Raw genomic sequence first — 26,617 nt, 5'->3', positions numbered from 1 at the left:
TCACGTCCTCCTCTGTTTCAGGAGATCGGCAAAGTGCAGCACGCCAAGGGGTTTAAGGGCTTTATCCGTCACCGGCAGCCGGTCTGTCTGGCGGGCAATAAACTGCGAAAGGGCTTCCCGCAGCGTCATCTCTTCAGAAATAGACTCCTCTTCCAGCCATTCACCACGCCGTGCGGCCGCGCCTGCATTTCCTAACGAGAGCAGGCGTACGCCCAGTTCACTGCGGCCAAAGAAGTCTCTGACAAAATCATTGACCGGCTGGGTAAGCAGTTCAACCGGCGTGCCCTGCTGGATAATCTTTCCGCCATCCATTAACACCAGCCTGTCGGCCAGCGCTAAAGCTTCATCAATATCATGGGTGACCAGCACGATGGTTCGCCCGGAAATCTGATGAATACGCACAATCTCCTGCTGAAGCGCGCCACGGGTCACCGGATCCAGTGCGCCAAAAGGCTCATCCATTAACAGCACTTCCGGATCCGCCGCCAGCGCTCTGGCGACGCCGACACGCTGCTGCTGACCGCCGGAAAGCTGATGGGGAAAGCGGTGACGAAACTGCTCGTCCAGATTCAGCAGCGCCAGCAGCTCACTGACCCGGTCAGCGATACGCTGCGCAGGCCATTTCAACAAGGCGGGCACCGTGGCGATGTTTTTCTCCACCGTCCAGTGGGGAAAGAGACCAATAGACTGGATGGCGTAACCCATTCGTCTGCGCAACGCCTGGGGATTAAATCCGCGGATCTCTTCTCCGGCAAACTGGATGGTGCCTTCATCATGCTCAATCAGCCGGTTGATCATTTTCAGCGTGGTAGATTTGCCAGAACCGGATGTTCCAATCAGTACCGTGAACTCACCTTCAGCAATATTCAGCGTCAGATTACTGACAGCTGCTTTACCGGCAAAATGCTTGCTCACCTGGTTGAAGTTGATCATTGGCGCTTCGCCTCAATAACGGAAAGAGTAAATTTAAACAGGGCATCGATAATTACCGCCATGGCGATGACCGGAATCACCCCCAGCAGCACCAGATCCAGGGCGCTGCTGAGCAATCCCTGGAAGATGATGGCGCCAAATCCTCCGGCACCAATCAAGGCCGCAATCACTGCCATTCCCACGGTTTGCACAGCCACAACCCGCACGCCGGCAAGCAGGAGAGGCAGGGCCAGCGGCACTTCAGCCTGCCAGAAGATCTGCCTGGCGGTCATGCCCATGCCCTGCGCGGTTTCAATCACCTCTTTCGGCACCTGTTGCAGCCCGGCCACCACGCTACGCACCAGCGGCAGCAGCGCATATAGCACTAAAGCAATCAGCGCGGGTGCCATGCCGATGCCGCTAATGCCGATCTCCGACAACAGCGGAAAAGAGCGGGCCAGCCCCGCCAGGGGCGCAATCAGCAGACCAAACAGGGCGATGGAAGGCACGGTCTGAATCACGTTCAGGATGGCAAACACGGGCGATTGGATGGCAGCTTTTTTCGCACAGAGCCAGCCAAGGGGAATCCCAATCAGCAGCGTGGGAACCAGCGTCCCTGCCAGCAGGAGCAGGTGACGTGACAGCGCCTGGTCGAAGACTTCCTGACGGTTGGCGTACTCTTTCAGCAGCGCCAGCTCATGGAGCTGGCCGCTCAGCAATAACAGGATAACCGGTAGCCAGATTTGCCCGTTGAGCAGCAGTCGCCAGAGTGCACTTTTTGTCAGCCGCGCGCTGGCGTCAGCAGCAAGCAGCAGGCAAAGGCCTGCGCAAAGCCAGAAACCACTTCCCCAGGATGTTCTGGCAAGCGGACTGCCCTGCTGCGCCAGTAAGCTGGCGTGATAGCCGCTCAGGGCGACCAGGGCGATAAAAAGCAGTTCGCACAGCAGCAGCGTGAAAAGCAGGTTCAGGCGGCTGCCAGGGATAAAAGCCTGTAAGAACAGCAGCAGCATCGGCAGGAGAAGGAGCCACTCTGCACCGCTCAGGATCTGTTGCAGCGGCAGGGAGTGACCAGAGACCAGCCGGTTGGGGGCATAGTTTAAAAAGGGGAACAGCGCAGCCGCCACGCCAAGCAGGATGGAGAGCGTTAGCAGCACGCGATTATGGATAGTAGGGCGCAAAATTTTTCCGATAGCTTGCGGGCCGGCTCAGCCGACCCGGGTTTCGCTACAGCAGTTTTTTCTGCTGCAAATAGTCTGCTGCCACCTTTTTCGCGTCCTGCCCTTCTACGGCAATTTTCGCGTTGAGTTCTTGCAGCGTTTTTTCATCCAGCGAAGCAAAGACCGGTTTCAGCCAGTCAGCAATCTGTGGGTAAGCCTTCAGCACCGAGTCACGAATAACCGGGGCTGGCGCATAGATGGGCTGCACCCCTTTTGGATCGCTCAGCGTTTGCAGCCCCAGCGCCGCAACCGGGCCATCGGTGCCGTAGGCCATCGCCGCATTAACGCCAGAGGTCTGCTGCGCTGCGGCTTTGATGGTGACCGCCGTGTCGCCGCCAGCCAGGGAGAGCAGCTGATCCTGTTTCAGCGTGAAGCCATAGGCTTTCTGGAACGCTGGCAGCGCATCGGGCCGCTCGATAAATTCTGCGGAAGCGGCCAGCTTAAATTCACCGCCCTTTTTCAGGTAGGCGCTGAGGTCTTCCAGAGATTTGAGCTGATTCTTCTGTGCCAGATCACCGCGCACAGCAATGGTCCAGGTATTATTCGCGGGTGCCGGAGTGAGCCATGTCAGTTTATTTTTCTGCTGGTCCAGCTTTTTCACTTTCTCATAACCAGCCTTTGCATTTCTCCAGGCGGGGTCATGCTCATCATTAAAGAAAAAAGCGCCGTTGCCGGTGTACTCAGGATAGATATCAAGTTCACCAGCGGTAATGGCTCCCCTGACGACCTGAGTGGTGCCAAGCTGCACTTTGTTCACCGTTTTCACGCCGTGCTTATCCAGTACCTGAAGGATAATATTGCCGAGCAGCGATCCTTCCGTATCGATTTTCGACCCCACTTTCACCGGCTCCGCCGCGCCAGCGGTGGTGGTCAGTGCGAGTAAACCCGCCAGTGCGAGCGCAAGCCCTGTTCTCTTCACCATTTTTCTTTTCCTTTTCGTCAGGTTAGTAACAAGCGTAGCCTAATAAAGCCCGGCAGAAAGCCAGACGGCAAAAAACACATCCGCTGTAAGCAAAGAGAACCTGCCTGGGCTGACTTTTTCAATATGCATTTAGTTTTAAGTTATAACCAGCAGGAATTTAACTCTGTTACGACCGGGAGTATTCTCTGAGCTTATTCTTATAAAACAGACCCCAACATCATGACTGATTTAACCACTTCGGCGCATGTCGCCACAACAGGGACTCCCCCGACGGGTGAAGCCGTCACCCTCCGGCGAGCGGCCGATGTTTCTCATCTGGTCAACAGCAGTACCCAGGCGCGCAGCAACGCCCGCATCGTGATTGGCATTGCGCTGGGCGGTGTCTTTCTTGATGCCTACGATTTGGGCGCCCTTGCATTCGGCATGAAGGATGTTACCCGCGAGTTTGGCCTGTCGCCAACCGGTGCCGGTATGGTGGCTTCCGCGATAGCTTTTGGTGCCATTGTCGGCGCCCTGATTGGCGGTTACCTTACCGACAAAATCGGCCGTTACCGCGTCTTTATGGCCGATATGTTCTTCTTTGTTTTTGCCGCGCTGGCGTGTGCATTTGCCCCGAATGAGTATGTGCTGACAGCCGCACGTTTTGTGATGGGGCTGGGCGTGGGTATCGACCTGCCGGTGGCGATGGCCTTTTTAGCCGAATTTTCAAAGCTTAAGGGACGGGGCAATAAAGCCGCCAGCATTGCGATGTGGTGCCCCACCTGGTATGCGGCGATCTCCATCTCCTATCTGCTGGTGCTGTTCTTCTACACGGTGCTGCCAGAGGCGCATGCCGGCCTGCTGTGGCGAATTATTTTAGGCTTTGGCGCCGTTCCCGCCATCCTGATTATTTGCATTCGTAGCCGCTACATGAGCGAGTCGCCGGTCTGGGCAGCCAACCAGGGTGACCTGCATGGCGCGGCAGCCATCTTACGTAACTCTTACGGCATTAACGCGCATGTGGCCGGGGATGCTGACCTGTCGCCCGCCACGCGTGGTCGGCGCGCCAGCTGGCGTAATTATGGTGAACTGCTGAAAGGGGTTTACCTGCGGCGTACCATTCTGGCAACGGTGACGGCAATTGCTTCCGCCTTTGCCTATAACGCCGTAGCGTTTGGTCTGCCGGTGATCCTCTCCAGCTTTCTGGCGCAGTCGATGCTGACCACCATTCTGGTCTCGCTGGCGTTAAACCTGCTGTTTGCATTTGTTGGCGGCATACTGGCCGTGCGGCTGGTGCCAAAATTTGGTGCCTGGAAGATGACGACGCTGGGCTACTGCTTCCAGTTTGTCGCGCTGGTGGGGCTGGCGCTGGTGGGGCGTCCGGGCGATGGCGCAGAAGCGGCTATTTCAATTGCGATGCTGGCGCTGTTCCTGCTGGGTCAGGGGTTTGGTCCTGGCTCCCATACCATGACCTTCGCTTCCCTCAGCTACCCAACCTCTTTACGTGGCGTCGGCGTCGGCTTCAACCAGACGCTGATGCGCGGCAGCTCCACGGTCTCGCTGTTTATGTTCCCACTGCTTTCTGCGGCGTTAAGCACCAATGTATTCTGGGTCATTGCCCTCGCCCCGCTGGCAGGTCTTATTGCGCTGCTGGCAATCCGCTGGGAACCGTCCGGCTATGATGTGGATGCGGAAGATTACGTGCGCGAAACCTGACGTTAAGCGCATAGAAAAGCCCACAGGCGTTAATCGCTGTGGGCTTTTTTTTGGGGCGTTCAGCAGAGCTGTTGCTGAGCCGTAAAAGCTTTAAAAGCAGCCGGGATGCGGGAAAAGGTGTGCAGAAACCAGGGAGTAAAGCGCTGTGGCTGAGCCTGCATCTCCTGCTGGATAGCTGCCAGTGAAGCATAGCGCCAGCCATCAGCCTCGGCGGGATCGGGCCTGGGAAGCGCATCGCTGAAGGCGAAATAGACATGACCATATTCATGCTCGGTCAGCCCATTTCCCATCGGCAAGTTGTAGCTCAGCTCAAACACCGGGTGGAGCTTCAGGCACATGCCCATCTCTTCCTGCAAACGGCGCTCTGCCGCCTGCTGCGTCAGCTCCTGAGGATAAGGGTGCCCGCAGGTGGTGTTGCTCCATAAACCGCCGCAATGATATTTCCCTGACGCGCGCTGTTGCAACAACAGTTGATGCCGTGAATTAAACACGTAGATCGTTACCGCGCGATGCAGTAATCCTTTCTCATGAACCTCAAGCTTTTCCATCCTGCCGGTGGGGCGATCGTGGCGATCAACCAGAATGACTTCGATTGCAGACATGCGCGCTCCTTAAGACTTATCTCAGGTATTGTGGCACATCACTGCGGGATCCTGCTGCGTAAAATCGTGCGGAAATATGAGGGGCAGCACAAGGCTGCCCCGGTGAAGGGAAACAACGGTTTATAATTTGAAGCTGCTGACCACCAGTTCAAGCTGGACGCTTTGCTCTTCCATAGCCTGAGCCGCCGCAGAAACCTGCTCCACCAGCGAGGCGTTCTGCTGCGTGGTGCTGTCAAGCTGGTTGATGGCGGTGTTGATTTGATCAATCCCCATGCTCTGCTCACGGCTGGCCGACATGATTTCCGCCATCAGCGTCGTGACGCTGCTGACGCCGCCCATCAACTCTTCCATGGTGCTGCCCGCTTCCTGCACCAGCAGACTGCCCTGATCGATATTGGCTACCGACTCTTCAATCAGCTTTTTGATCTCCCTTGCAGAATTAGCGGAGCGCTGAGCCAGATTTCGTACTTCAGACGCCACCACTGCAAACCCACGGCCCTGCTCTCCTGCACGAGCTGCTTCCACAGCAGCGTTGAGCGCCAGGATGTTGGTCTGGAAGGCGATACTGTCAATCACGCTGATAATATCGACAACCTTGCGGGAAGAGGTGTTGATCTCTCCCATGGTGGTGACCACCTGCTTCACCACGTTAGAGCCGCGCGCGGCCACGCGTGAAGCATCCCCTGCCAGCTGATTAGCATGGGTGGCGTTATCGGCGTTCTGGCGTACGGTGCCGGTCAGCTCCTCCATCGAAGCGGCAGTCTCAACAATGGAGCTGGACTGCTCTTCCGTCCTGGCGGAGAGATCCAGGTTGCCGCTGGCGATCTCTTTTGACGCGGAAGTGATGGCCAGCGCGCTGTCGCCCACCTGACGCATCAGCCCCTGAAGATACTCAATAAAATTATTAAAGCTCTGTGAAACGGCGTTGAATTCCGGGCTGCTGCTGGTTGGCAGACGCTGTGTGAGATCGGCACCGCCGGTAGAGAGCGCCAGAATATTGTCGTTCAGCCCCGCCAGACGTTTCATCATGGTACGGATAAAGCCCAGCAGCACCAGCAGCAGCAGGATAGCTAGCGGGATCTGCACCAGGCCCAGACGGGTCAGGATAGAGTCGGTCTGTTTGGAGAGCAGTGCAGTGGGAACATCGCTGGCGATAAACCAGGGGCTTCCCTCAATCTGCTGGAGAAACAGCGTATGGTTGCCATCATCATTGTCAAAGGTGCTCTGGAGAGGCTCCTTGCCCGCTGTTGCCAGCATAGTACGCAGCGTAGCGGCCATTGGCGTCGCCAGCTCACTCAGATTACGCAGTTTTGGCGTGCCGCCGATCAGGCTCGCATCCCCAACCACTTTACCATCGGCTTCCACAATCAGCGCCTGCCCCTGTACCGCGTCTCCCATCTCTTTTGCCAGATGGTTGAAGAAGCCCAGCGTAACGTCGATAGTGGCTACGCCCCAGGCGGAACCGTTGCGATAAATACCCATGGCGCAGTTGGTGCGTGGCTGCGGGCTGGCCGCATCCTGATAGGCCTTCGCCCAGGCACACTGCCCTTTCGCTGCGGCCTGGCCATCTTTATACCAGGGCTGTTCATAATAGTTGGGTGCTTCAGCAGAGTTCCAGAACGTATTGACCTGAAGGTTATTACTGCTGTCACGGGCAAAAAAGGTGCTGAATTTATCTGTAGCCGGATCGCGCATTTTAGGCAGTGGCCAGATGCCGCCGCCAAAGACGTTGATATCCTGATACTGATTCACTAAAGCGGGAAGCACGCTATCGATAGTGGCGCTGTCGAGCACGGCGACCGTTTCGGTAATAGTGCGCTGCTGTGCCTGAATGCGGTTCATCATTTCGGTAATACGCGAACCAATAGAATTTACTTCATAACGCACCAGACGACTCTCATTGGTCGCTAGCTGAGGTGCAACAAACATATTAATTACCACAACCGTGATCAGCAGCAGCAGCATAAAGAAGCCGACGATCAGGAGGGTAAATCTGGCCTGGGTTGTTTTTAACATGACGAGCCCCGCTCAACTCATTCAGGCACAATTGCCTGATCGTGTTAACGGCGCGTTACGGCGAAACTTGATGTGATAAACGTCTCATTTCAAACAAAAGTGACGTTGAAAGGAAAACGGAAAAGTAGCTGGCAAAATTTAATCCTGTGGATCAACCACCTGCTGACGAGGACGGAAAATATGATCCGCACCGGTCTGACGCAATCTTTCCACAAGTTGATTGCCGCCGCTCTCTTCAGCCTCTGCGAATTCGCGTTCCGCGGTGGTAACAGGTGTGGTCCAGAGCAGCGTGACTTTTTCACCTTCGCGTTTGGGCAGATTGAACTGTGCCTCTGCGCCGCTGAGTTCGCCCGAGAGCAGAAAACCTTCAAAACCCACTGGCGCAACGGCAGACTCCAGCGTGTGACCTTCACCCAGCCAGCTAATTCTTGCCCAGGGGTAGTGTGCAAAGCTGGCCAGCGCACTCGCCATCTGCACGGCATTCTCTTCCGTCATAACCTCTGCATCAATCGCCATCGCCAGCTCAATTCTGCGGTGCTGGGGAGCCAGATCTTCAAAAAGAAAATCTACCCACGGCAGCGGGCGAATGCTCATACCCAGCGTCAGGAAATACCAGTTGCCCTGATGAAAGTGCTGTGAAATAGCCATCGGGGGCCAGTTGCCCTGATCGATAGAGTAATATTTCAGCGACTCGCCATAATGAGATTCATAACATTTTAACAGCTCGCGCTGCATCGGCTCCCAGAGATGACCATCATGCCAGTCACGCCAGAAGTGACGATGTTTTTCAGCTTCAGCGTAATAGTCATTGGTTGAGGCGGAACCCAGCGGGGCCGTCAGTCGGTTTTCTTTGATGCAGCCAGCCGAGAAGCTGACCTGTTTGTTCTGATAGAGGCTCCAGCCGGGGATCACCGCCAGCAATTGCCCCTGATACCATAATGCCGCCCCGTCATCACTGGGCGCCCAGATAATCTGGAGACCAGCAGGGTCGAGCATTGGCTCCGCTTCCAGCGTACGGCAATATTCTGCGCTCAGGAGTGGCGGAATGCCCTGCTCCATCGCTTCCCGATCTTCACGGGCTGGCGCGGGCAGAAGATTGCGCAGCCAGCAGCCGCGCACGGCGAACTGAGTGCGGAAAGGTTCCGCAGGCCGGATATAGAAATAGGCGGCGCGCTCATCCTGCTCAACCTGAGCTATCAGCGTTTGTTGCTGATTGGTGACTTCAGCAATCCGGTACAACTGTGTCATAAAGCCTCGACGATGGATGTAGGGGATCCCACCCGGAGAATAGGGCAGGATGTCCCGTTGTGCCATGCCACGGCAAGGGTAAAAGTCTCAAAAATCAGGTTCAGAAAGCAACTTCATCCTTCACGGCCCATGCGCTGCATAGCGCGGTGATAGGCACCGCGCCGAATCGACCAGCGCAGCCCTTTCGCCAGTACCCGCATACGCATACGCAGAGAGCCGCGACCAATGGAGGAAAAACGGAAGCCGAACTGCTGCTGTGCCCATTCCGGCAGCAGCTCTATGCCTGCCATCATCATCACCTTCATCGCCGGGCGCGCCTGCCAGCTCGGTGCTGGTGCGTTCATCAGCAAAGAGAGCACCTCACGGGTACGCTCATCACACCGCAGCTCCGGCTGCATTGCCAGCAGGTAAGCCTCTACCTCCTGCACCGACTTCGGCACGGCTTCTGCGCCCAGCGCTTCCGCAACCACGGCCGCCTCGGCATAGTAGCGGTTCTGCCCGGCAAGGCTCAGATCCGGGTTTTTATAACGCAAATGCGCGGCGAGAAAGCGGCTGGTTTCTGCAACGTGTACCCAGGTGAGCAGATGAGGATCGCTCGCCGCATAGGGCGTTCCCCTGGCATCCACGCCATTGACCTGCAAATGGATGCGCCTGACGCGATCGATCAGCGTTTGCGCATCCACGCTGTTACCAAACGTGGTCACGGCAATAAACTGGCTGGTACGCCGCAGACGCCCCATCATATCCTGCCGGAAGGTGGAGTGATCCCAGACGCCAGCCAGCGCCAGCGGGTGAAGCATCTGCATCAGCAGTGCTGAAATTCCCCCGCAGAGCATAGAGGGAAAATCTCCATGCACCCGCCAGATCACGCTGTCAGGCCCGTATAATCCCGGATCGCCCTGCGGTTCAGATAAATCAAACTCATTCATAGCCAGACCATTCAGGCGAAACACCTGCTGCTGAATTCTGTCCCGAATTGAAGACATAGTACGACCCTGCTGAAAGAAAAAGGGACGAAGATCCTCCCTTAAGTTTATAGCGGCGCGGCGGCGAGGGTAAAGGCAGTGAATCCCCCGCCGCGACGATGCCAGCTAAACCACTCCGTCACCCTTTATTCTGCAACGGAGATGGGCTGGCTTCTGCTATACCGGCGCAGAAGCGGCCGCCATGCCGTCTGGGTTTACAGATACTCAAACTCTGCATCTGTGGTGCGGGCAGAATCCAGCCCTATCATGACGCTGAATTTACCCGGCTCCGCCACCTGCTGCATTCTGGCATTCCAGAATTTCAGCGCGTTGACGTCAATCGGGAAGGTGACCGTTTGCGACTCGCCCGCTTTCAGCATAATGCGCTTAAAGCCTTTCAGCTCTTTCACCGGACGGCTGATACTGGCCATCTGGTCACGAAGATACATCTGCACCACTGTCGCCCCGTCCCGATCGCCGGTATTGGTAACGGTAACGCTGGCATTGACCGTGCCGTTGCGTGGCATGGTGGCGGAGGAGATCTTCACCGGCGAGAGCTTAAAGCTGGTATAGCTCAGACCGTAGCCGAACGGGAACAGCGGGCCGTTGGCCGCATCATAGTAATGCGAAGTATATTTGTTTGGCTTGTTGGCATCATACGGACGCCCGGTATTAAGGTGATTATAGTAAATCGGGATCTGACCAACTGAGCGAGGGAACGACATCGGCAGTTTGCCAGAGGGGTTATAGTCGCCAAACAGCACGTCTGCGATAGCATTGCCGCCTTCGGTGCCGCTGAACCAGGTTTCCAGCATCGCATCGGCCTGCATGTTCTCTTTCACCAGGGTCAGAGGACGGCCGTTCATCAGCACCAGCACCAGCGGTTTGCCGGTTGCCTTCAGCGCAGTAATCAGCGCCTGCTGGCTGGCGGGAATGGCGATTTCGCTGCGGCTTGATGCCTCATGCGCCATGCCCTGCGCTTCCCCTACCACCGCCACCACCACATCTGCCTTTTGCGCGGTCGCCACGGCTTCATCCAGCATCTGCTGCGGAGTGCGGCTGTCCACCGTCACCGCTTTTTCATACTGGTTCAGGAAATCCTGAATGCCTTTATTGTCGGTGACGTTTGCACCTTTGGCATAGAGCACCCTGGCCTTATCGCCCAGGGCATTCTTCAGCCCCTGCAATACGCTGACCGACTGCCCCGCTTTACCGGCTGCGGACCAGCTGCCCATGATGTCACGCTGGCTGTCTGCCAGCGGCCCGATAAGCGCAAGCGTACCCGATTTTTTCAGCGGCAGCGTTTCCAGACGGTTTTTCAGCAGCACAATACTTTTGCGCGCCACATCGCGCGCTTCAGCACGGTGAAGACGGCTTTCAGCATTGTTATCTGCCGGGTCGCTCTCTTTGGCACCAAGATGACTGTAAGGGTCGTTAAACAGCCCCATATCATATTTGACGTTAAGCACATGACGCGCCGCATCGTCGATCTCGCTTTCACTGACCGCGCCCGTTTTCACCAGCCCCGGCAGATACTTGCTGTAATATTCGTCGCTCATGCTCATGTTCACGCCGGACTTGATGGCAATGCGCACGGCATCCTGCGGATCGCTGGCCACTCCGTGCTTCATCAGCTCCTTGATGGCGCCATGATCGCTGATAGTAATCCCTTTAAATTTCCACTCATCACGCAGCAGATCTTTCAGTAACCAGCTGTCAGCCGTAGCCGGCACGCCGTTGAGCGAGTTGAGTGCAACCATTACCCCACCGCTTCCGGCATCCAGCGCCGCCTTGTAAGGGGGGAGATAATCCTGCGCCAGCCGCTGGGGGCTCATATCCACGGTATTGTAATCCCGGCCCCCTTCCACCGCGCCATAGGCGGCGAAGTGCTTGACGCTGGTCATCACCGAATAGCGATCTGCCGGGCTTTTACCCTGCATCGACTCCACCAGCGTGCGGCCCATTGCCGAGGTCAGATAAGTATCTTCGCCAAAGCCTTCGGACACCCTGCCCCAGCGGGGTTCACGGGTAACATCCACCATCGGAGCCCAGGTCATATTCAGGCCATCATCGGCAGCTTCCCAGGCTGAAATTCGGCCCACTTCAGCGACCGCATCCAGATCCCAGCTTGCTGCCAGACCCAGAGGGATTGGGAAAACGGTGCGCTGTCCGTGCACCACATCATAGGCAAAAAACAGCGGGATCTTCAGGCGGCTGAGCTGCATCACCTGATCCTGCATCGCCCGGATATCTTTTCGTGTAACCGTGTTAAAGATGGCGCCGACCTGTTCGTGTTTAATCATTTCACGAATCGCTTCTTTCGGGTTATCCGGTCCGACGCTGATTAATCTCAGCTGCCCTATCTTTTCATCCAGGGTCATTTTTTTCAGGAGATCGGTAACAAATGCATCACGCGCTTCCGGGGTGAGCGGATGGGGGGCAGAGAGGTTTTCAGCAAAAGCCGGCTGCATGCTCAGGGCGGCAGCAAGGCTGGCAGAGTAAATCCATTTCATCAGGTTGGGTTCTCTTAATAACTGCGGGGCAAGTAAAGGCCACAAGAATTTCAGTGTGCCATAACTTCAGGATAGCAGGTAGTTTTCAACATATTGGCGCGTCCGATTTTGTCCCGTCCGCTACCCGAACCGAAAGTAGTGTTAAAGTTAATAAGTGACCGATAAAAGGAGCAAGGATATGCACAACCCCTCTTCCCGGACCAGCCAGAAGCTGGTCGCTGAACTGCTCCGCATCGTCGGACGTTCTCATCTTCTTACCGACCCCCAACAAACCGCGCGCTACCGTAAAGGTTTTCGCTCCGGACAGGGCGATGCGCTGGCGGTGGTCTTTCCCGGTACGCTGCTGGAACAGTGGCGCGTTTTGCAGGCGTGCGTGGCGGCCGATACCATCGTGCTGATGCAGGCCGCTAATACCGGCCTGACTGAAGGCTCCACGCCAAACGGCAACGATTACGATCGCGATATCGTGATTATCAGCACGCTGAGAATGGATAAAATTCAGCAGATTGACGGGGGCAAGCAGGTACTGGCTTTTCCGGGCAGTACGCTTTACCAGTTAGAGAAAGTGCTGAAACCTCTGGGGCGAGAACCGCACTCGGTAATTGGTTCTTCCTGCATTGGCGCCTCGGTGTTGGGCGGCGTATGTAATAACTCCGGCGGCTCCCTGATTCAACGCGGCCCCGCTTACAGTGAAATGGCGCTTTATGCGCAGCTGGACGCGCAGGGCAAACTGAAGCTGGTTAACCATCTGGGCATTGAACTGGGCAGCACACCAGAACAGATTCTGGCGCGGCTGGATGATGAGACCTGGCAGCAGAGCGACGTAAAATATGATCAGCGGCAGGCGTCAGATGCTGAGTATGCGGCCCGTGTTCGCGAGGTAGATGCCGACACGCCTTCACGCTTCAATGCGGATGCACGGCGTCTGTTTGAAGCTTCAGGCTGTGCAGGAAAGCTGGCCGTATTTGCGGTGCGTCTGGACACCTTTGTCAGCGAAAAAGAGCAGCAGGTTTTTTATCTTGGCACCAATAATCCCGACGTGTTCGATGAGATACGCCGCCATATGTTGCAGTCGTTCACCCACCTGCCCGTGGCCGGTGAGTATATGCACCGCGACATTTTTGATATTGCAGAGGTGTATGGCAAAGACACCTTTGTAATGATTGACAAGCTTGGCACCGACAAGATGCCGCTGTTTTTCACGCTGAAAGGCCGGGCGGATGCGCTTTCAGGCAAGGTGCCTTTTTTAAAACCCCACTTTAGCGATCGTCTGCTGCAAAAAATCAGTAAGGTTTTGCCCTCCCACTTGCCCAAAAGGCTGAAGGAATACCGCGACCGCTATGAACATCATTTGATGATCAAAATGTCTGGCGAGGGTATTGCTGAAGCAGGCGACTATCTCTCTCACTATTTCCGGCAGGCAGAGGGGGAATTTTTTGCCTGTACGCCGGAAGAGGGAGCAAAAGCCTTTCTGCACCGCTTCGCCGCCGCCGGTGCAGCGGTACGCTATCACGCCGTTCACAGTGACGAGGTAGAAGATATTCTGGCGCTGGATATTGCCCTGCGTCGTAACGATCGTGAGTGGTTTGAGCGTTTACCGCCGGAATTTGATGAGGCGCTGGTGCATCGTCTCTATTACGGCCACTTTTTCTGCCACGTATTCCATCAGGACTACATTGTGAAAAAAGGGGTGGATGTGCATGCGCTCAAGGAGAAGATGCTGGCGATGCTGGCCGATCGCGGGGCCGAGTATCCGGCAGAGCATAACGTGGGCCATCTCTATGCCGCTAAGCCGCAGCTGAAGGCTTTCTACCAGCAGCTTGACCCGACCAACAGTTTCAATCCCGGTATTGGTAAAACCACTAAAGCAAAGAACTGGGGAGAGTGCGACTGCGGAGCGAAGCACTCCTGAATACTCGCTGTAAGAGCGATTCCCTGGTGAGGAAATCGCCTGTGTGGCTGGGTAACAGTGAAATCTTTGCGCCTTCCGTCCCTGCTTAAGTCGCAGAGGCGGAAGGCTGCTGGATTAAGAAATTTTGTCGTCCTGAACCACCACCTGCTGGCCGTTGCGCTGCTCAACAATCATGGTTTGCGGTTTGGAGAGCACCACGCCCTCTTTCCGCAGTCTTGTCAGGATATCAAACAGCAGATCGCTCTTCGCCCCTGAAACCTGACGGGGGCTTGCCACGTTACCCGTGACAGCCAGCACAATCCCTGCGGGGGTAAGATCCTTAAATGAGACCGAAGGCTCTGGCGTATCCAGAATGCGTTCATTCTCGTTATAGACTTCCAGCAGCAGATCGCGCACCTGAACGGGATCGATATCCAGCGGGAAGGTCAGCGTAATGGTCGCAACCCCCTGGGCATTGCCCATCGTCGCGTTACGCACGTTCTGCGAGATCAGCTGGGAATTCGGCACAATCACCGTGGACTTGTCGCCAAGCTGGATCTCCGTGGCGCGCACGTTGATGCGGCGGATATCCCCTTCTATCCCGCTGATGCTGACCAGATCCCCGACCTTCACCGGCCGTTCCGTCAACAGGATCAGGCCCGAGATAAAGTTCTTTACGATCTCCTGCAAACCAAAACCGATACCCACCGACAGCGCGCTGACTATCCACGCCAGCTTGTTCCATTGCAGCCCCATAATCGAGAGCGCCAGCAGAAACACCAGCACGTAACCGAGGTTGCTGAACAGAGTGATAAGCGAGACGCGCATCCCCACATCCATGGTGGTTTTCGGCAGGAAATCCTGGTCCAGCCAGCGTTTAACCGAGCGCAGGACATAGATGCCGACGACCAGCGTAATCAGCGCGTTGAGCACGTGCGCCGGCACAATATTCAGCGACTCCAGGCCTTTACCGCCCCAGAATTCAATCGCTTTCTGTACCAGCTCAATCGGCGTCGAGCTGCCAAAAGTGCCGTTCAGCAGCGCCATGGCAGCAATCAGCACCAGGACAGTTTTACCCAGCCCCGCCAGCAAGGCAGCAACCTGCGCCAGATGACGCTCATCAATATTCAGCGAGCGCTGAATGCTTTTACCCGAAGGGTTATGCGTGGAGAACAGGCTTTCGCAACCATCTGCCACCAGCTGGCTGACAATGTAGAAGGAACCGAAAACGATGCCCATCCAGATCAGTTCATAACTCAGGAAGCGGGCCAGGGTGACGTAGCCAATCACCAGCGTCACCATAATCGCCACGCCACACAGCGTAATCGCCATCTGGATCAGGCCCACCAGCGTCGATTTCGCTTCTGGCTGCTGACCTTCCAGCAACATTCTGCGCCGCACGCGGTTAGTACGGAAACTGATAGAGAGCGCGGTGGCACCAATCAGTAAAGCTGTCAGACCGTTGGCAAAAATCGTGGTGCCTACGCTGGTGTTGGCGCTGCTGTTCAGGCTTTCCACCGTCTGGAAAACAAACACCAGAGCGGCAGTAAGAGGTGGAAAGGGTTTTAATGCCGTGGCCACTTCATTAGAGATATTTGGCAGACGCCATGAAGGGCGACGGGTGGACAAAAACGCTCTGCCCAGGCCCGCTATCAGCCCACAGAATACGCTGAGTCCCACCAGCTTGTCGGCAAAGTCGCGCACTTCATCCACGACTTCATCATGACGGGTGAAAGCCAGATCGAGGAAATTAAAGGCCAGTACCACGGCAAGCAGCGTAGTGATTGCCGTTGCGGCGGCAAGGAAGCTGCGGCGCAGGCGCCCTTCCGGCAGCAGATGGATGCCAACCCACGCCAGAAACTCTTCCAGATAACGCCGCCCTAACGTCGCCACCAGCGCGCCAAGAAGGATCCACAGCACGGTTCCCATGCGCCAGCCGGGTTGCCAGGAGAGTATGGCGGTCTCTTTCAGCTCCTGGACAAAATCGCTGACTTTATCGCTGTCTTCGCTGTGTTTATTGAACAGCGGCGCCCAGAAACGGGGGCCAAATATACTGCCGGCGTTCAGGGCCAGCTGCGTTTTCAGCGCGTCCCGGCGAAGCTTAACAATCTGGGCGGAAAGATTGATCGAGCCGCTTTTAATCGCTTCCGCCTGCTTGATCTGGTCATCTATCTTCCCTTTCTGATTTTCCAGACTTTTACGCTTGCTGGTGACCTCTGCGGTCTCTTTAACGCCGCTGCCTGCTTTGGGCGCTGGCCCCAGCACTTCCAGCTGCGCCTGTAGCTGCGCACGCTGCGGAATAATGCCCTGCATCAGGGTATCGGCATCGCCAGAAAGCTCCAGCGCCATATCATTCAGGGCATTGAGTTTGCCGTCGTTCGTTTCGCCAGAAACCTGCTGCTTAATTTTATCCAGCACTTTCTGCATTTTTGGCAGTTCTGCCGCCGCATTGACTCTGACTGGGGCATCGCTGGATTGCTGGCTCTCATCATCATCGGCGGCGTGCACCAGCACGGGTGACAGCGTGACCAGGAGTAACAGGCAGAGGCGAAAAAAGGTTAACAACATAGACATGAAGGTTTCCAGGTATCAGGCATGGCCGGGCAGTTCCGGCACCATAAAACTTGCGCGCCAGTCTATGCTTTTGCCCGGCCCGACACTATAAGATTCAGTAACGAAAAAACGTTACTCGACGATCTCGGTGGTGCTGCCGGTGCTGGCCATTTCCGCCGCTTTTTGTTTTTTATAGCTCAGCGCAGCCGCCGGCACCGGGGAAATCTTGCCGGTCTCCATCCAGCTACGCAGACGGTTAGCATCGGCAAAATGGGTATATTTGCCAAAAGCATCCATGACTACCAACGCCACGGGACGCTGTTTGATCACCGTGCGCATCACCAGACAATGGCCCGCTTCATTGGTAAAGCCGGTTTTGGTCAGCTGGATATTCCAGTCGGGACGGTAAACCAGATGGTTGGTATTGCGGAAAGGCAGCGTGTAATTCGGGCTTTTGAACACCGCCATATCTTCATGGGTGGTGCTCAGCTCGCCGAGTAAAGGATAGCGTTTGGTGGCAATCAGCAACTTAGTTAAATCACGGGCTGTAGAGACGTTTTGCGTCGATAAACCGGTGGGTTCAACATAGCGGGTCTGAGTCATGCCCAGCGCTCTGGCTTTGGCGTTCATGGCGCGAATAAACGCATCGTACCCGCCCGGATAGTGGTGAGCCAGGCTCGCGGCGGCGCGGTTTTCTGAGGACATCAGCGCCAGCAGCATCATGTTCTTGCGGCTGATTTCACTGTTCAGGCGGACGCGGGAATAGACGCCGCGCATCTCAGGCGTGTGGCTGATATCCACAGTCAGCAGCTCATCCATCGGCAGATGTGCATCCAGCGTCACCATCACCGTCATCAGTTTAGTGATGGAAGCCATTGGCCGCATCAAATCGGGATGACTGGCGAAGATCACTTTATTGGTGTTGAGATCGACAATCATCGCGCTGCCGGAGGCGATCTGCGGCTGTACAAGAGGGGCAGCGTCGGCCAGAGTGCTGGCGACGGCCTGGCGCAGAGGTGCCTGAGCCGTAAAAAGCAGAGCCAGAGTCAGAAGAGACAAGCGTATTTTTGCAGGCATCTTATAAAAACTTAACCGGGAAGTGATTAAGGTGCGGTAAAACCACACGCCGCCACCGCGCAAAGCAGGCCACACGGGGGCTGGCAAGCGCATCATACGATGGAGGTTGAAGAATTTCCTAGTGGAGATTCGTTTCTGATGATGAATGAGGAACCGCCGGAATTCCGGCGGCTGAACGCGTTAAAATAGCCGGTAACCATAACCCCAAAGCACTACCGTCATCGCCAGCAGCACTTCCAGTACCAGTACCCCAATCGCCAGGGTGGAACCAGAGAAGCGCAGGCTCTCTTCCCGGTCGATATTCAGAAACAGCGGAATGCCGACATATAACAGATATCCGGTATAAACCAGCGCCAGCGTACCCACAAATACGCAGAGCCAGACCAGCGGATAGAGCGCCACTAATCCGCTAAGAAACAGCGGGGTTGCCACATAGCCGGCAAACACCGTGCAGCGTTGCAGGCTGGGACGCTGAGGGTAGTCCCTCGCCATCCAGTAGATCACACGGCCCATTACGGCCACGCCGCCGAGGATCAGGGCATAAAACAGCACGGCCAGCGCAAAGGCATTCATCAGTGACAGGGCGATAGTTTGCTCAGCACCCAGATCCCAGCCAATTTGCGTGGTTCCGATAAAGGCGCAGAGCACCGGGATTAGCGCCATCAGTAACACATGGTGCGTATAATGGTGAGAAATGGTCTCGTTCTCTTGCTTGATGTCACGCATCTCGCGGTCAGGATGCGCAAGAAGTCCCCATACATGGTTCATCTCTTCACTCCTCTACTCGGTAAGCCGCGGCCAGGGCGGGGTACCTCAAGTATAAGTGGTTGTGAATTGTTTGTTTTTCATGCAGCCCACCTTTGTGCTAAATAATTCAATTCATAGCAAAAATAAACGCTTATTCGGCGATCTTTCCTCACGGTTTAAGCCATAACGGTTAGACTTAGGGCTTTCTGCGCATCTACCGGGGGAGAGAATATTCATATGGACGTAAACAGTCTGATTTCGCAGTACGGTTATTTTGCGCTATTTATTGGCTGCATCGCCGAAGGGGAGACGTTCACGCTGTTGGGCGGAATTGCCGCTCATGAAGGGTTGCTGACCTATGGCTGGGTAGTGCTGGTGGCTATGGCGGGAGGGATCCTTGGCGATACCGCGCTGTTCTTTATTGGCCGCCATTACGGCGAAGCTATTTTAAAGAAATTCAAAAAGCATCAGAAACAGATCGCCAAAGCCAATAAAAAAATCCGTAAACGTCCGGTCTTATTTGTGCTGGGGGTACGCTTTATGTATGGCCTGCGCATTGTCGGCCCGATTATCATCGGTGCCAGCAAGCTGAAGCCGCAAAAGTTTATGCTACTGAATGTGATTGGCGCAGTGCTCTGGGCGGTGATTTTTGTCTCGTTGGGCTATCTTGGCGGTCAGGTTATTGCTCCCTGGCTGCACGCGGTAGACCGCCATCTCAAGCAGATTTTTTGGGTCGTGCTGATTCTGGCGCTGGTCTGGGGCGTGAGGATCTATTTTAAACGCCGCTCAGAGCGCGAACCAGAGGATGAGTCATAACCAACAGATGAGTTGCCGGGGACGGCTCCATCCGTCTCCGGCCCGGCCAGCTAGCTCTGCATATAATATTGCGGGTTAGCCAGCGTAAAACCGCCATCAATAATAAATGACTGCCCGGTGGTGTAAGTGGACCACTGCGAGCAAAGCCAGGCAACCATACTGGCGATTTCCCGCGTGTCGCCGGGCCGCCCCGCCGGGATTTCAGGCATTGAGATGCGGCTGGCGTCCTCGTTGCTCATCTCATTCATCGGCGTGGCGATAGCGCCCGGCGCAACGGAATTAACCAATATTTTATGGGGCATCAGGCTCAGCGCCATCGCTTTGGTCAGTCCGCCCAGCGCATGTTTGGCTGCCGTATAGGCAATTGAACCGGGCAATGGCGTATGCTCATGAACCGAAGTGATGTTGATAATCCTGCCGCCCTCCCCCTGAGTGACCATATGCCGCGCGGCAATCTGCCCACAGACAAAAGCGCCATCCACATCTACCGTAAAGACTTTACGCCACGCTTCGAACGTTGTTTCCAGAAAGTCGGCTTTGACATTGGTACCCGCATTGTTAACCAGTACGTCAATGCGCCCTAACCGCGCAATTAACGTCTCCAGAGAACGTCCTCCCTCTTCAGGATCGGCCAGGTCAAGGTGTTCAATTTCCGCCCTGCGCCCCCGTTCACGAACCTGCCGGGCCGTTTCCTGCGCGCCTTTATCATCAGAACGCCAGGTGATACCAATATCAAATCCCTGCTCAGCCAGCATGATGGCGCTGGCCTGACCAATCCCTGAATCTGAGGCGGTCACAACCGCCACTTTAGTCTCTGCTGTGCTCATGGTTTTCTCCTGTCAGTGGTGATAGCCAACCGCAAGTATAGAAGAGGAAATCTCAGCCGCTTCACGCCTGACGCGCCGCCTCACTACAAATGATGACTATAGTTACCTCTCAAGCCCTTCTCTGAATGCCGGGAAATAACATGAGTAAGATTAAAAGAAGAATAGAAGATCACGGCGTGATAGGAGATTTACGGACCTGCGCGCTGATCGCCAATGATGGTGCCCTTGACTACTTTTGCTGGCCAAATCTGGACAGCCCTTCTGTGTTCACCGCCCTGCTGGATGGTGACGAGGCGGGCATCTTTAGCATCGCGCCTGAGTGGCAGGATGTCCGCCGCCAGCAGCTCTACCTGCCAGATACCAATATTTTGCAAACGCGCTGGCTGGCTGAAGAGGGCGTGGCGGAAATCACCGACTATATGCCGATATGCCACAAAGAAGATGACCAGCCGCGCATCATCCGGCGGGTGAAGTTGGTGCATGGCGAAGCCACTTTTGCCCTGCGCTGCTCGCCCGTCCATGACTATGCCAGAGCGAATACCCAGGCCCATCCCGGAGAAGGCAGCGTAGCGTTCAGCGCCGAAGGGCAGCCTACGCTACGTCTGTGTGGCCCGGTAGACTTTACGCTGGACGGAGCGGCCGCTGAAGCCCGCTTTACCCTGAAGGCCGGTGAATATCGTATCTTTATCCTGGGCAGCGCCGATGACGACCATCTGGATGATAAAAGCACAGAACACTGCTTCCAGGAGACCCTGAACTACTGGCGCCACTGGAGCGCCAAAAGTACCTATCGCGGGCGCTGGCAGGAGATGGTGAACCGTTCCGCGTTGACGTTAAAGCTGCTGACCTCCTGGAAACATGGCTCTATTGCCGCAGCGGCCACGTTCGGCCTGCCGGAAGAGTTAGGGGGAGGACGCAACTGGGATTACCGCGCCTCCTGGCTGCGTGATGCCTCTTTCAGCATGTATGCCCTGATGCGTCTGGGTTACGTTGATGAGGCTAAACACTTCACGCAATGGGTGGGACGTTGTGTGGAGAACAGCCATAACGATGTGGAAAAACTCCAGGTAATGTATCGCATCGATGGCGGTACTGAACTGCACGAAAGCGAGCTGCTGAACCTTTCGGGCTACGCCGACTCCACGCCGGTCAGGATTGGTAATGATGCCTGGCATCAATGCCAGCTGGATATCTATGGCGAGCTGATGGACGCGGTTTATCTGGCCAATAAATATGGCGAGGCCATTTCGCACCGCGGCTGGAAGCATGTCAGTAAAATGATCGATTACGTCAGCGAAAACTGGAACCAGGCCGATGCCGGGATCTGGGAGATGCGCGGCGCACCTCAACATTTTCTCCACTCCAGGCTGATGTGCTGGGTGGCGCTCGACAGGGCGATCCGGCTTGGAGAGAAGCGCTCTCTCTCTTTCCCTTACGCTCGCTGGTGCGAGGCAAGGGATGAGATCCGTGAAGATATCTGGAAGAACTTCTGGAATGAAGAGCGCGGCCATTTTGTTTCAGTTCGTCATGGTGAATTTGTGGATGCCTCTATGCTGCTGATGCCGCTGGTGCGCTTTGTAAGCGCTACCGACCCGGACTGGCTGGCAACGCTGGACACCATTAAAGAGAAGCTGGTCAGCGATGGACTGGTACGCCGCTACAATCTGTCAGAAACGCCGGCGGATGGCCTGGAAGGCGATGAAGGCTCGTTTACCACCTGTTCCTTCTGGTATGTGGAGTGTCTGGCCCGTGCGGGGCGGGTGCATGAAGCGCATTTTGAATTTGAGAAACTGCTGCGCTATGCCAACCCGTTGGGGCTGTACGCGGAAGAGTTCGATAAAATGGGCTATGCCCTGGGCAATACGCCACAGGCATTGAGTCATCTTGCGCTGATTAGTGCCGCTTTTTTCCTTAATCGTAAACTCAGTGGCGAAGATCCTTTATGGCAGCCTTAGCGCAAAACGAGCTTCTGCACCCTTTCGGCAAGGGTTTTGTTCCTTTCCCGCGCAGGCGGGAACCGTTTCCGTGACATTTTTAAGTAAAGTTAGTTCAACTGTTACAAATCTGGGTTTATTCCTGGGTTGTATGACCATATAATGTGCAGCCGGTTGAACCAGACCGGCACAGGCACATTTATCCACTGTTTACAGGCGCTTCATTTTAAAGAATATGAAAAAAAGCATCCGCGCATTAGCCACCTTAGTCCTGGCCGTTACGGCATACAGCCACTCAGCCTTTGCCGTCGTGTACTCTCTGCCAGCGGCCAACAGCCGTCTGTTGGGTGAGAACCTGGAAATCACCGTGCCTCAGGACAGTAAACTGCCGCTGGAAGCGTTTGCTGCGCAGTACCAGATGGGCCTGAGCAATATCATGGAAGCCAACCCTGGCGTTGACGTTTATCTGCCGAAAGCGGGCACCAAACTCATTATTCCACAGCAGCTGATTTTGCCAGACGCGCCGCGTGAAGGTATCGTCATTAACAGCGCCGAAATGCGCCTCTATTACTACCCGAAAGGCAGCAAAACTGTGGTTGTGCTGCCAATTGGCGTAGGTGAGCTGGGTAAAGACACTCCCATCAACTGGACCACCACGGTTCAGCGTAAAAAAGATGGCCCGACCTGGACACCAACCAAAAAAATGCATGAAGAGTCGGTCGCAGCTGGCTCACCTCTGCCGGCTATCTTCCCTGCCGGGCCGGATAATCCAATGGGCCTTTATGCACTCTACATTGGCCGCCTGTACGCTATTCACGGCACTAACGCCAACTTCGGCATCGGCCTGCGCGTGAGCCACGGCTGCGTGCGTCTGCGTGCTGATGATATCAAATGGCTGTTCGACAACGTGCCGGTCGGCACCCGCGTGCAGTTTATCGACCAGCCGATTAAAGCGTCCGTTGAGCCGGATGGTTCCCGCCTGGTGGAAGTGCACAACCCGCTTTCTCAGACCGAAGAACAGTTCAATTCACGCGAGCCAGTGCCGCTGACCATTACGCCTGTTGTTAATAAAGTGGTGAGCGATGCCAGCGTAGACACGGCCGCGCTGGAAAATGCGCTGAAAGCGCGTACCGGCATGCCGACCAAAGTGAACGGAGCTGCGGATAATGTCCCGTCTGCCCCCATTGCCGTGCCGGAAATGGACAACGCAATGCCAAAAGAGCAGCCAATGACTCCGGTGACGCCACAGGGGGCAAACGTGATGGAGCCGAATTCAACAGCGGCTCCAGCAGACGCTGCGGCCCCTCAGGATAATGCCGCGCCAGTGGATCAGGCAGCGCCTCAGGATAACGCTACCCCCTCAGCGCCTGCCATGAACCCGGAAACGGGTGGCTCTGCTCCTGCCGCCGAGCCAGTCGCACCGGCAACGCCTGACAACAACACCTTCGTGGTACCAAAACAGCCGGGTCCGGTTTATGAAAGCAAACCCGCCCCGGTGCCCGCTAAAGTTTCCGCACCGGTTGCGGCTCCCGCAGTGAACACGCAGTCTTAACCTACGCTGCAATAAAAACGGGCCTGATGGCCCGTTTTTTTTACCATTTCACCCCAAGTCCGGTGGAGAAGTTACGCTCATTAAGCGTGTCTCTGGTGCCGCTAATCAGGTTATGTTCGTAAGTGATATGCAGTGAAGTCCAGCTGGTGAGCTGGTAGCGCAACCCTACCTCGGCATCCATGCTAAAAATAGCGTCATCATCCAGTGAATGCCCCACATCACCATGCGTAAAGAGTGTCAGCTCTTTACCCCGAAGATTGCGCTGGTAATCCCAGCGAACAGATGCCCCTGCATGGTTGTCCGTGCTGCCGTCACTGTAGCGATAACTCAACCCCCCGCCCAGCAGCGCCAGTGAAAAAGATCCTAACTCGTTATCCCAGAACTGATAGCCTGGCCCGGTGCCAATCACTATCTGGCTGGAGATATCTTCCACCCAGTCGCGTTTATAGGTGGCCCTTCCCTGCCAGAAATATTGTTCCCGGAACATGTAATCCAGCGCATAACGCAGGCTGTAATTTTCCGTGTTGATATTGTCATCTTCTTCCTCACGGTTGTAGGCGCCACCGAAGTCGTTACGCCATTTCCCCACGTTGATTTTATTGTTGTACGCCAGGTTGTAATCATGGGTGCGCGTTGAGGCTTTTTTCAGGCTGATGCCCGCATCTACGTTGCCTGTCCAGTCGATGGCGTCCGTTTGTTCTTTTGGCTTCATGAACTCTTCCAGTTTATCCGCCCTGACCCGTTGCTCATCGTCACCGCGCCGGACGATAACGTAGCCAGCGTCGGCAGCCTCAAGCTGCGCTTTAATACTGTTATTACTGTCGGTAGAAACATCAATCGGCTTATCGCTGGAGAGCGTACTCACAGCGCTCCAGTTAAGCGAAACGGTACCGCCATAGCTGGTGTCCATCACCAGTTTGCCGTTACTCAACGAGCGTATAGTGCCGCTGAGGCGGTCGCCGTTTTTCATCCAGACGGTATCGGCATGAACCAGAGGGGGAAACAGCAGGCAACCTGCTAACAGATGAACCGGTTTGGGGACAAACATAACGGGTCGCTTTTACTCATATGCGAAGATCACTCCTTTATACACTAGTGGAATTCTGGTGCGACTTTCAGAGGGAAATATCTCATAAATCAGACTGCTGGCTACATTTTATCGCGCCGCTCCAGCGCCCGCCAGCTATGCCGGTAAACTGCGTCAATCACAGCACCAGCAGAATAGAGCCATGATGCGCGTTGATGCCGAAAAAACCGCAATGATGGGGGTGGGCAACGCCAGCAGAGTGATAACCGTCAGGGTAGAGAGCATGCAGTTACTCTGCTCGATCTGGCTGGAGGTGCTCTCCGCCTGCCGCAAACGTATCCGCAAAAAACAGATCCACCGCCAGCCTGAGCGCCGTTTCAGCTTCATCTCTTTGTCATAAAACCTGCGTACACCCTCTCTGAGACCTCCTTCTCACACTCCGGCAGTTCATCCTCTGTCACCCGGTCACTCCAGGAGATTTTATGAGCCATAACAGCGCGTTTCAGCAGAGCCAGAACCATGCCGTCCGCCCGCCAATTTATGGCAAGAACAGCCGCTTTTCCGTGCTGCTTTTTCTGCTTCTGGTGATCCTTGGCATTGCTTTCGCCGGGGTTAACCTGTTTAACGATGTCAGCGATGCGGGAGGGGCTTTTACCAGCTACGTCCCCTTCCTGTTGCTGGGCCTGGCGCTGCTGATAGCCCTGGGGTTTGAATTTGTAAATGGCTTTCACGACACCGCTAACGCGGTAGCCACCGTGATCTATACCCACTCGATGACGCCGAATATTGCAGTGATGTGGTCAGGATTCTTTAACTTCCTCGGCGTGCTGATGTCCAGCGGCGTGGTCGCCTTTGGCATTATCTCGCTGCTGCCAGTAGAGCTTATTTTACAGGCTGGAACCGGCAGCGGCTTCGCGATGGTGTACGCCCTGCTCTTCTCCGCCATCATCTGGAATCTGGGAACCTGGTGGTTTGGCCTGCCCGCCTCCTCTTCCCATACGCTGATCGGATCTATTATTGGCGTCGGCGTGGCAAATGCGCTGATCCATGGCCGCACCGGTACCAGTGGCGTGGACTGGGATCAGGCTCTGAAAGTGGGTTATGCGCTGCTGTTTTCGCCCATTATCGGCTTTGTCTGCGCAGCCATCCTGCTGCTGGTAATGAAGCGCATGGTCAACAAACCGGAGCTTTACAGCGCGCCAAAAGGCAATAAAAAACCGCCCACATGGATCCGTGGCCTGTTAATTCTCACCTGTACCGGCGTCTCTTTTGCCCATGGCTCGAACGATGGTCAGAAAGGCATGGGGTTGATCATGCTGATCCTGGTGGGCACGATGCCGATCGCCTATGCGCTGAACCGCTCTATTCCGGCAGAGCAAAGTCCGCGCGTTGCTGCGTTAGCCACGGTCACTCAGCAGCAGCTGATGGCGCTCTCGCCTGGCGTCACGCCGCCTGCTTCGCCCTATAAAGTCCTGACGGAGTACGTGCGCACCGGCATGCTCAATCCCAACGTGATGCCTGCGCTGGCAAAGCTTACCGGGGCCATTGGCAATCAGATCCGCCAGTACGGCACGGTAGAGAAAATCCCGGCTCAGGCCGTCTCCAACACCCGAAACGATATGTATCTTGCCTCGGAAACCATCAAGCACCTGAAGAGCGATAAGCAGGCCAGCATTCCCGCCCAGACGCAACATGAGCTGGACGCGCTGAAAGTTGAGCTGGATAACGCCACCCGCTTTATCCCGTGGTGGGTAAAAGTTGTGGTGGCGATTGCACTGGGGCTTGGCACCATGGTCGGCTGGCGACGTATCGTGGTCACCGTGGGCGAAAAAATCGGTAAAACGCACCTCACCTATGCGCAGGGAGCCAGTGCGGAACTGGTGGCGATGGCCACCATCGGGGCTGCGGATGCTTTTGGCCTGCCCGTTTCAACCACCCATGTGCTCTCTTCTGGCGTGGCGGGCAGCATGGCGGCTAACCGTTCCGGTCTGCAAATGTCCACGCTGCGTAATCTGCTGATGGCGTGGGTACTGACTCTGCCGGTTTCCATCCTTCTTTCCGCCTCGCTCTACTGGCTCTTTACCCACTTTTAACAGGACTCTT

At 55.6% G+C, this 26,617-nt stretch carries 20 protein-coding genes; 7 read left to right on the top strand and 13 right to left on the bottom strand.

The genetic code is table 11. The features are described from left to right. The 3 genes from AAH450_RS10100 to osmF are packed head-to-tail and all read right to left on the bottom strand — an operon-like array spanning nucleotide 1 to nucleotide 3,051. The gene (locus AAH450_RS10100) at nucleotides 1–933 is read right to left on the bottom strand and encodes an ABC transporter ATP-binding protein (protein WP_342910094.1); all 933 of its coding nucleotides are present in this window, start codon (nucleotides 931–933) and stop codon (nucleotides 1–3) included. Then, complete coding sequence (locus AAH450_RS10095) at nucleotides 930–2,090, bottom strand: ABC transporter permease (protein WP_342910093.1); 1,161 nt, start codon at nucleotides 2,088–2,090, stop codon at nucleotides 930–932. Before AAH450_RS10095 ends, AAH450_RS10100 begins: the two co-directional genes overlap by 4 nt. A 46-nt stretch (nucleotides 2,091–2,136) precedes the next feature. Beyond that, entirely contained in the window at nucleotides 2,137–3,051 is a 915-nt protein-coding gene (gene osmF, locus AAH450_RS10090; RefSeq protein ID WP_342910092.1) for a glycine betaine ABC transporter substrate-binding protein OsmF, read from the bottom strand. Between the two features lie 219 nt (nucleotides 3,052–3,270). Here osmF and AAH450_RS10085 point away from each other — a divergent pair, with 219 nt between their 5' ends. Continuing rightward, complete coding sequence (locus tag AAH450_RS10085; protein ID WP_342910091.1) at nucleotides 3,271–4,746, top strand: MFS transporter; 1,476 nt, start codon at nucleotides 3,271–3,273, stop codon at nucleotides 4,744–4,746. A gap of 59 nt (nucleotides 4,747–4,805) precedes the next feature. Here the strand turns inward: AAH450_RS10085 and idi are convergent, their stop codons facing one another. From idi to bglX, 5 genes are all read right to left on the bottom strand, one after another. Next, complete coding sequence (gene idi, locus AAH450_RS10080) at nucleotides 4,806–5,348, bottom strand: isopentenyl-diphosphate Delta-isomerase (RefSeq protein WP_342910090.1); 543 nt, start codon at nucleotides 5,346–5,348, stop codon at nucleotides 4,806–4,808. 120 nt (nucleotides 5,349–5,468) lie between these two features. After that, nucleotides 5,469–7,364 carry a methyl-accepting chemotaxis protein gene (locus tag AAH450_RS10075; RefSeq protein ID WP_342910089.1) on the bottom strand — a complete coding sequence of 632 codons (1,896 nt, stop codon included), beginning with the start codon at nucleotides 7,362–7,364 and terminating at the stop codon, nucleotides 5,469–5,471. Between the two features lie 138 nt (nucleotides 7,365–7,502). Then, nucleotides 7,503–8,612: a suppressor of fused domain protein gene (locus AAH450_RS10070; RefSeq protein ID WP_342910088.1), complete on the bottom strand. Its 1,110-nt coding sequence runs from the start codon at nucleotides 8,610–8,612 to the stop codon at nucleotides 7,503–7,505. 113 nt (nucleotides 8,613–8,725) lie between these two features. After that, nucleotides 8,726–9,598, bottom strand: coding sequence for an oxygenase MpaB family protein (locus tag AAH450_RS10065; protein ID WP_342910087.1), 873 nt, complete (start codon nucleotides 9,596–9,598; stop codon nucleotides 8,726–8,728). 194 nt (nucleotides 9,599–9,792) lie between these two features. Next, nucleotides 9,793–12,090 (bottom strand): beta-glucosidase BglX, encoded by a 2,298-nt coding sequence (bglX, locus tag AAH450_RS10060; RefSeq protein WP_342910086.1) that lies wholly within the window; start codon nucleotides 12,088–12,090, stop codon nucleotides 9,793–9,795. 178 nt (nucleotides 12,091–12,268) lie between these two features. On the opposite strand from bglX, the gene dld reads away from it, so the two are divergent. Then, nucleotides 12,269–14,002 carry a D-lactate dehydrogenase gene (gene dld / locus AAH450_RS10055; protein ID WP_342910085.1) on the top strand — a complete coding sequence of 578 codons (1,734 nt, stop codon included), beginning with the start codon at nucleotides 12,269–12,271 and terminating at the stop codon, nucleotides 14,000–14,002. Between the two features lie 114 nt (nucleotides 14,003–14,116). Here the strand turns inward: dld and AAH450_RS10050 are convergent, their stop codons facing one another. The 3 genes from AAH450_RS10050 to AAH450_RS10040 all read right to left on the bottom strand — a co-directional run bounded on the left by AAH450_RS10050 (nucleotide 14,117) and on the right by AAH450_RS10040 (nucleotide 18,379). After that, complete coding sequence (locus tag AAH450_RS10050) at nucleotides 14,117–16,555, bottom strand: DUF3772 domain-containing protein (RefSeq protein WP_342910084.1); 2,439 nt, start codon at nucleotides 16,553–16,555, stop codon at nucleotides 14,117–14,119. Between the two features lie 111 nt (nucleotides 16,556–16,666). Further along, nucleotides 16,667–17,611, bottom strand: coding sequence for a D-alanyl-D-alanine endopeptidase (gene pbpG, locus AAH450_RS10045; protein ID WP_342910083.1), 945 nt, complete (start codon nucleotides 17,609–17,611; stop codon nucleotides 16,667–16,669). Nucleotides 17,612–17,791: 180 nt separating this feature from the next. Next, nucleotides 17,792–18,379 carry a Yip1 family protein gene (locus tag AAH450_RS10040; RefSeq protein WP_342910082.1) on the bottom strand — a complete coding sequence of 196 codons (588 nt, stop codon included), beginning with the start codon at nucleotides 18,377–18,379 and terminating at the stop codon, nucleotides 17,792–17,794. Nucleotides 18,380–18,589: 210 nt separating this feature from the next. Here AAH450_RS10040 and AAH450_RS10035 point away from each other — a divergent pair, with 210 nt between their 5' ends. Next, nucleotides 18,590–19,174: a DedA family protein gene (locus tag AAH450_RS10035; protein ID WP_342910383.1), complete on the top strand. Its 585-nt coding sequence runs from the start codon at nucleotides 18,590–18,592 to the stop codon at nucleotides 19,172–19,174. Between the two features lie 50 nt (nucleotides 19,175–19,224). Here the strand turns inward: AAH450_RS10035 and AAH450_RS10030 are convergent, their stop codons facing one another. After that, the gene (locus AAH450_RS10030; RefSeq protein WP_342910081.1) at nucleotides 19,225–20,001 is read right to left on the bottom strand and encodes an SDR family oxidoreductase; all 777 of its coding nucleotides are present in this window, start codon (nucleotides 19,999–20,001) and stop codon (nucleotides 19,225–19,227) included. A 140-nt stretch (nucleotides 20,002–20,141) separates the two neighbouring features. Here AAH450_RS10030 and AAH450_RS10025 point away from each other — a divergent pair, with 140 nt between their 5' ends. Together AAH450_RS10025 and AAH450_RS10020 are read left to right on the top strand one after the other, a co-directional pair. After that, entirely contained in the window at nucleotides 20,142–21,956 is a 1,815-nt protein-coding gene (locus tag AAH450_RS10025; protein ID WP_342910080.1) for a glycoside hydrolase family 15 protein, read from the top strand. 214 nt (nucleotides 21,957–22,170) lie between these two features. Further along, on the top strand, nucleotides 22,171–23,487 hold the full coding sequence (locus AAH450_RS10020) for a L,D-transpeptidase family protein (RefSeq protein WP_342910079.1): 1,317 nt from the start codon (nucleotides 22,171–22,173) through the stop codon (nucleotides 23,485–23,487). 40 nt (nucleotides 23,488–23,527) lie between these two features. Here the strand turns inward: AAH450_RS10020 and AAH450_RS10015 are convergent, their stop codons facing one another. Next, complete coding sequence (locus AAH450_RS10015; protein ID WP_342910078.1) at nucleotides 23,528–24,535, bottom strand: DUF481 domain-containing protein; 1,008 nt, start codon at nucleotides 24,533–24,535, stop codon at nucleotides 23,528–23,530. A gap of 181 nt (nucleotides 24,536–24,716) precedes the next feature. Between AAH450_RS10015 and AAH450_RS10010 the strand changes: the two genes are divergently transcribed. Together AAH450_RS10010 and AAH450_RS10005 are read left to right on the top strand one after the other, a co-directional pair. Further along, a complete protein-coding gene (locus AAH450_RS10010) occupies nucleotides 24,717–24,914 on the top strand; it encodes a hypothetical protein (protein ID WP_342910077.1) in 198 nt (65 codons plus the stop codon). 82 nt (nucleotides 24,915–24,996) lie between these two features. Then, complete coding sequence (locus AAH450_RS10005; RefSeq protein WP_342910076.1) at nucleotides 24,997–26,607, top strand: inorganic phosphate transporter; 1,611 nt, start codon at nucleotides 24,997–24,999, stop codon at nucleotides 26,605–26,607. The last annotated feature ends 10 nt before the right edge of the window (nucleotides 26,608–26,617 follow it).

The sequence above is a fragment of the Erwinia magellanica genome (assembly GCF_039023495.1).
Lineage (GTDB): Bacteria > Pseudomonadota > Gammaproteobacteria > Enterobacterales > Enterobacteriaceae > Erwinia.
The sequence above is the reverse complement of the archived record's forward strand: the minus strand, read 5'-3'. Positions and strand labels throughout refer to the sequence as shown.

Bases quoted from the DNA above. Each gene is read 5' to 3' on its own strand.
- AAH450_RS10100 (WP_342910094.1), bottom strand. From the start codon at position 933: ATGATCAACTTCAACCAGGTGAGCAAGCATTTTGCCGGTAAAGCAGCT.
- osmF (WP_342910092.1), bottom strand. From the start codon at position 3,051: ATGGTGAAGAGAACAGGGCTTGCGCTCGCACTGGCGGGTTTACTCGCA.
- AAH450_RS10085 (WP_342910091.1), top strand. From the start codon at position 3,271: ATGACTGATTTAACCACTTCGGCGCATGTCGCCACAACAGGGACTCCC.
- idi (WP_342910090.1), bottom strand. From the start codon at position 5,348: ATGTCTGCAATCGAAGTCATTCTGGTTGATCGCCACGATCGCCCCACC.
- AAH450_RS10075 (WP_342910089.1), bottom strand. From the start codon at position 7,364: ATGTTAAAAACAACCCAGGCCAGATTTACCCTCCTGATCGTCGGCTTC.
- AAH450_RS10070 (WP_342910088.1), bottom strand. From the start codon at position 8,612: ATGACACAGTTGTACCGGATTGCTGAAGTCACCAATCAGCAACAAACG.
- AAH450_RS10065 (WP_342910087.1), bottom strand. From the start codon at position 9,598: ATGTCTTCAATTCGGGACAGAATTCAGCAGCAGGTGTTTCGCCTGAAT.
- bglX (WP_342910086.1), bottom strand. From the start codon at position 12,090: ATGAAATGGATTTACTCTGCCAGCCTTGCTGCCGCCCTGAGCATGCAG.
- dld (WP_342910085.1), top strand. From the start codon at position 12,269: ATGCACAACCCCTCTTCCCGGACCAGCCAGAAGCTGGTCGCTGAACTG.
- AAH450_RS10050 (WP_342910084.1), bottom strand. From the start codon at position 16,555: ATGTCTATGTTGTTAACCTTTTTTCGCCTCTGCCTGTTACTCCTGGTC.
- pbpG (WP_342910083.1), bottom strand. From the start codon at position 17,611: ATGCCTGCAAAAATACGCTTGTCTCTTCTGACTCTGGCTCTGCTTTTT.
- AAH450_RS10040 (WP_342910082.1), bottom strand. From the start codon at position 18,379: ATGAACCATGTATGGGGACTTCTTGCGCATCCTGACCGCGAGATGCGT.
- AAH450_RS10030 (WP_342910081.1), bottom strand. From the start codon at position 20,001: ATGAGCACAGCAGAGACTAAAGTGGCGGTTGTGACCGCCTCAGATTCA.
- AAH450_RS10025 (WP_342910080.1), top strand. From the start codon at position 20,142: ATGAGTAAGATTAAAAGAAGAATAGAAGATCACGGCGTGATAGGAGAT.
- AAH450_RS10020 (WP_342910079.1), top strand. From the start codon at position 22,171: ATGAAAAAAAGCATCCGCGCATTAGCCACCTTAGTCCTGGCCGTTACG.
- AAH450_RS10015 (WP_342910078.1), bottom strand. From the start codon at position 24,535: ATGTTTGTCCCCAAACCGGTTCATCTGTTAGCAGGTTGCCTGCTGTTT.
- AAH450_RS10010 (WP_342910077.1), top strand. From the start codon at position 24,717: ATGATGCGCGTTGATGCCGAAAAAACCGCAATGATGGGGGTGGGCAAC.
- AAH450_RS10005 (WP_342910076.1), top strand. From the start codon at position 24,997: ATGAGCCATAACAGCGCGTTTCAGCAGAGCCAGAACCATGCCGTCCGC.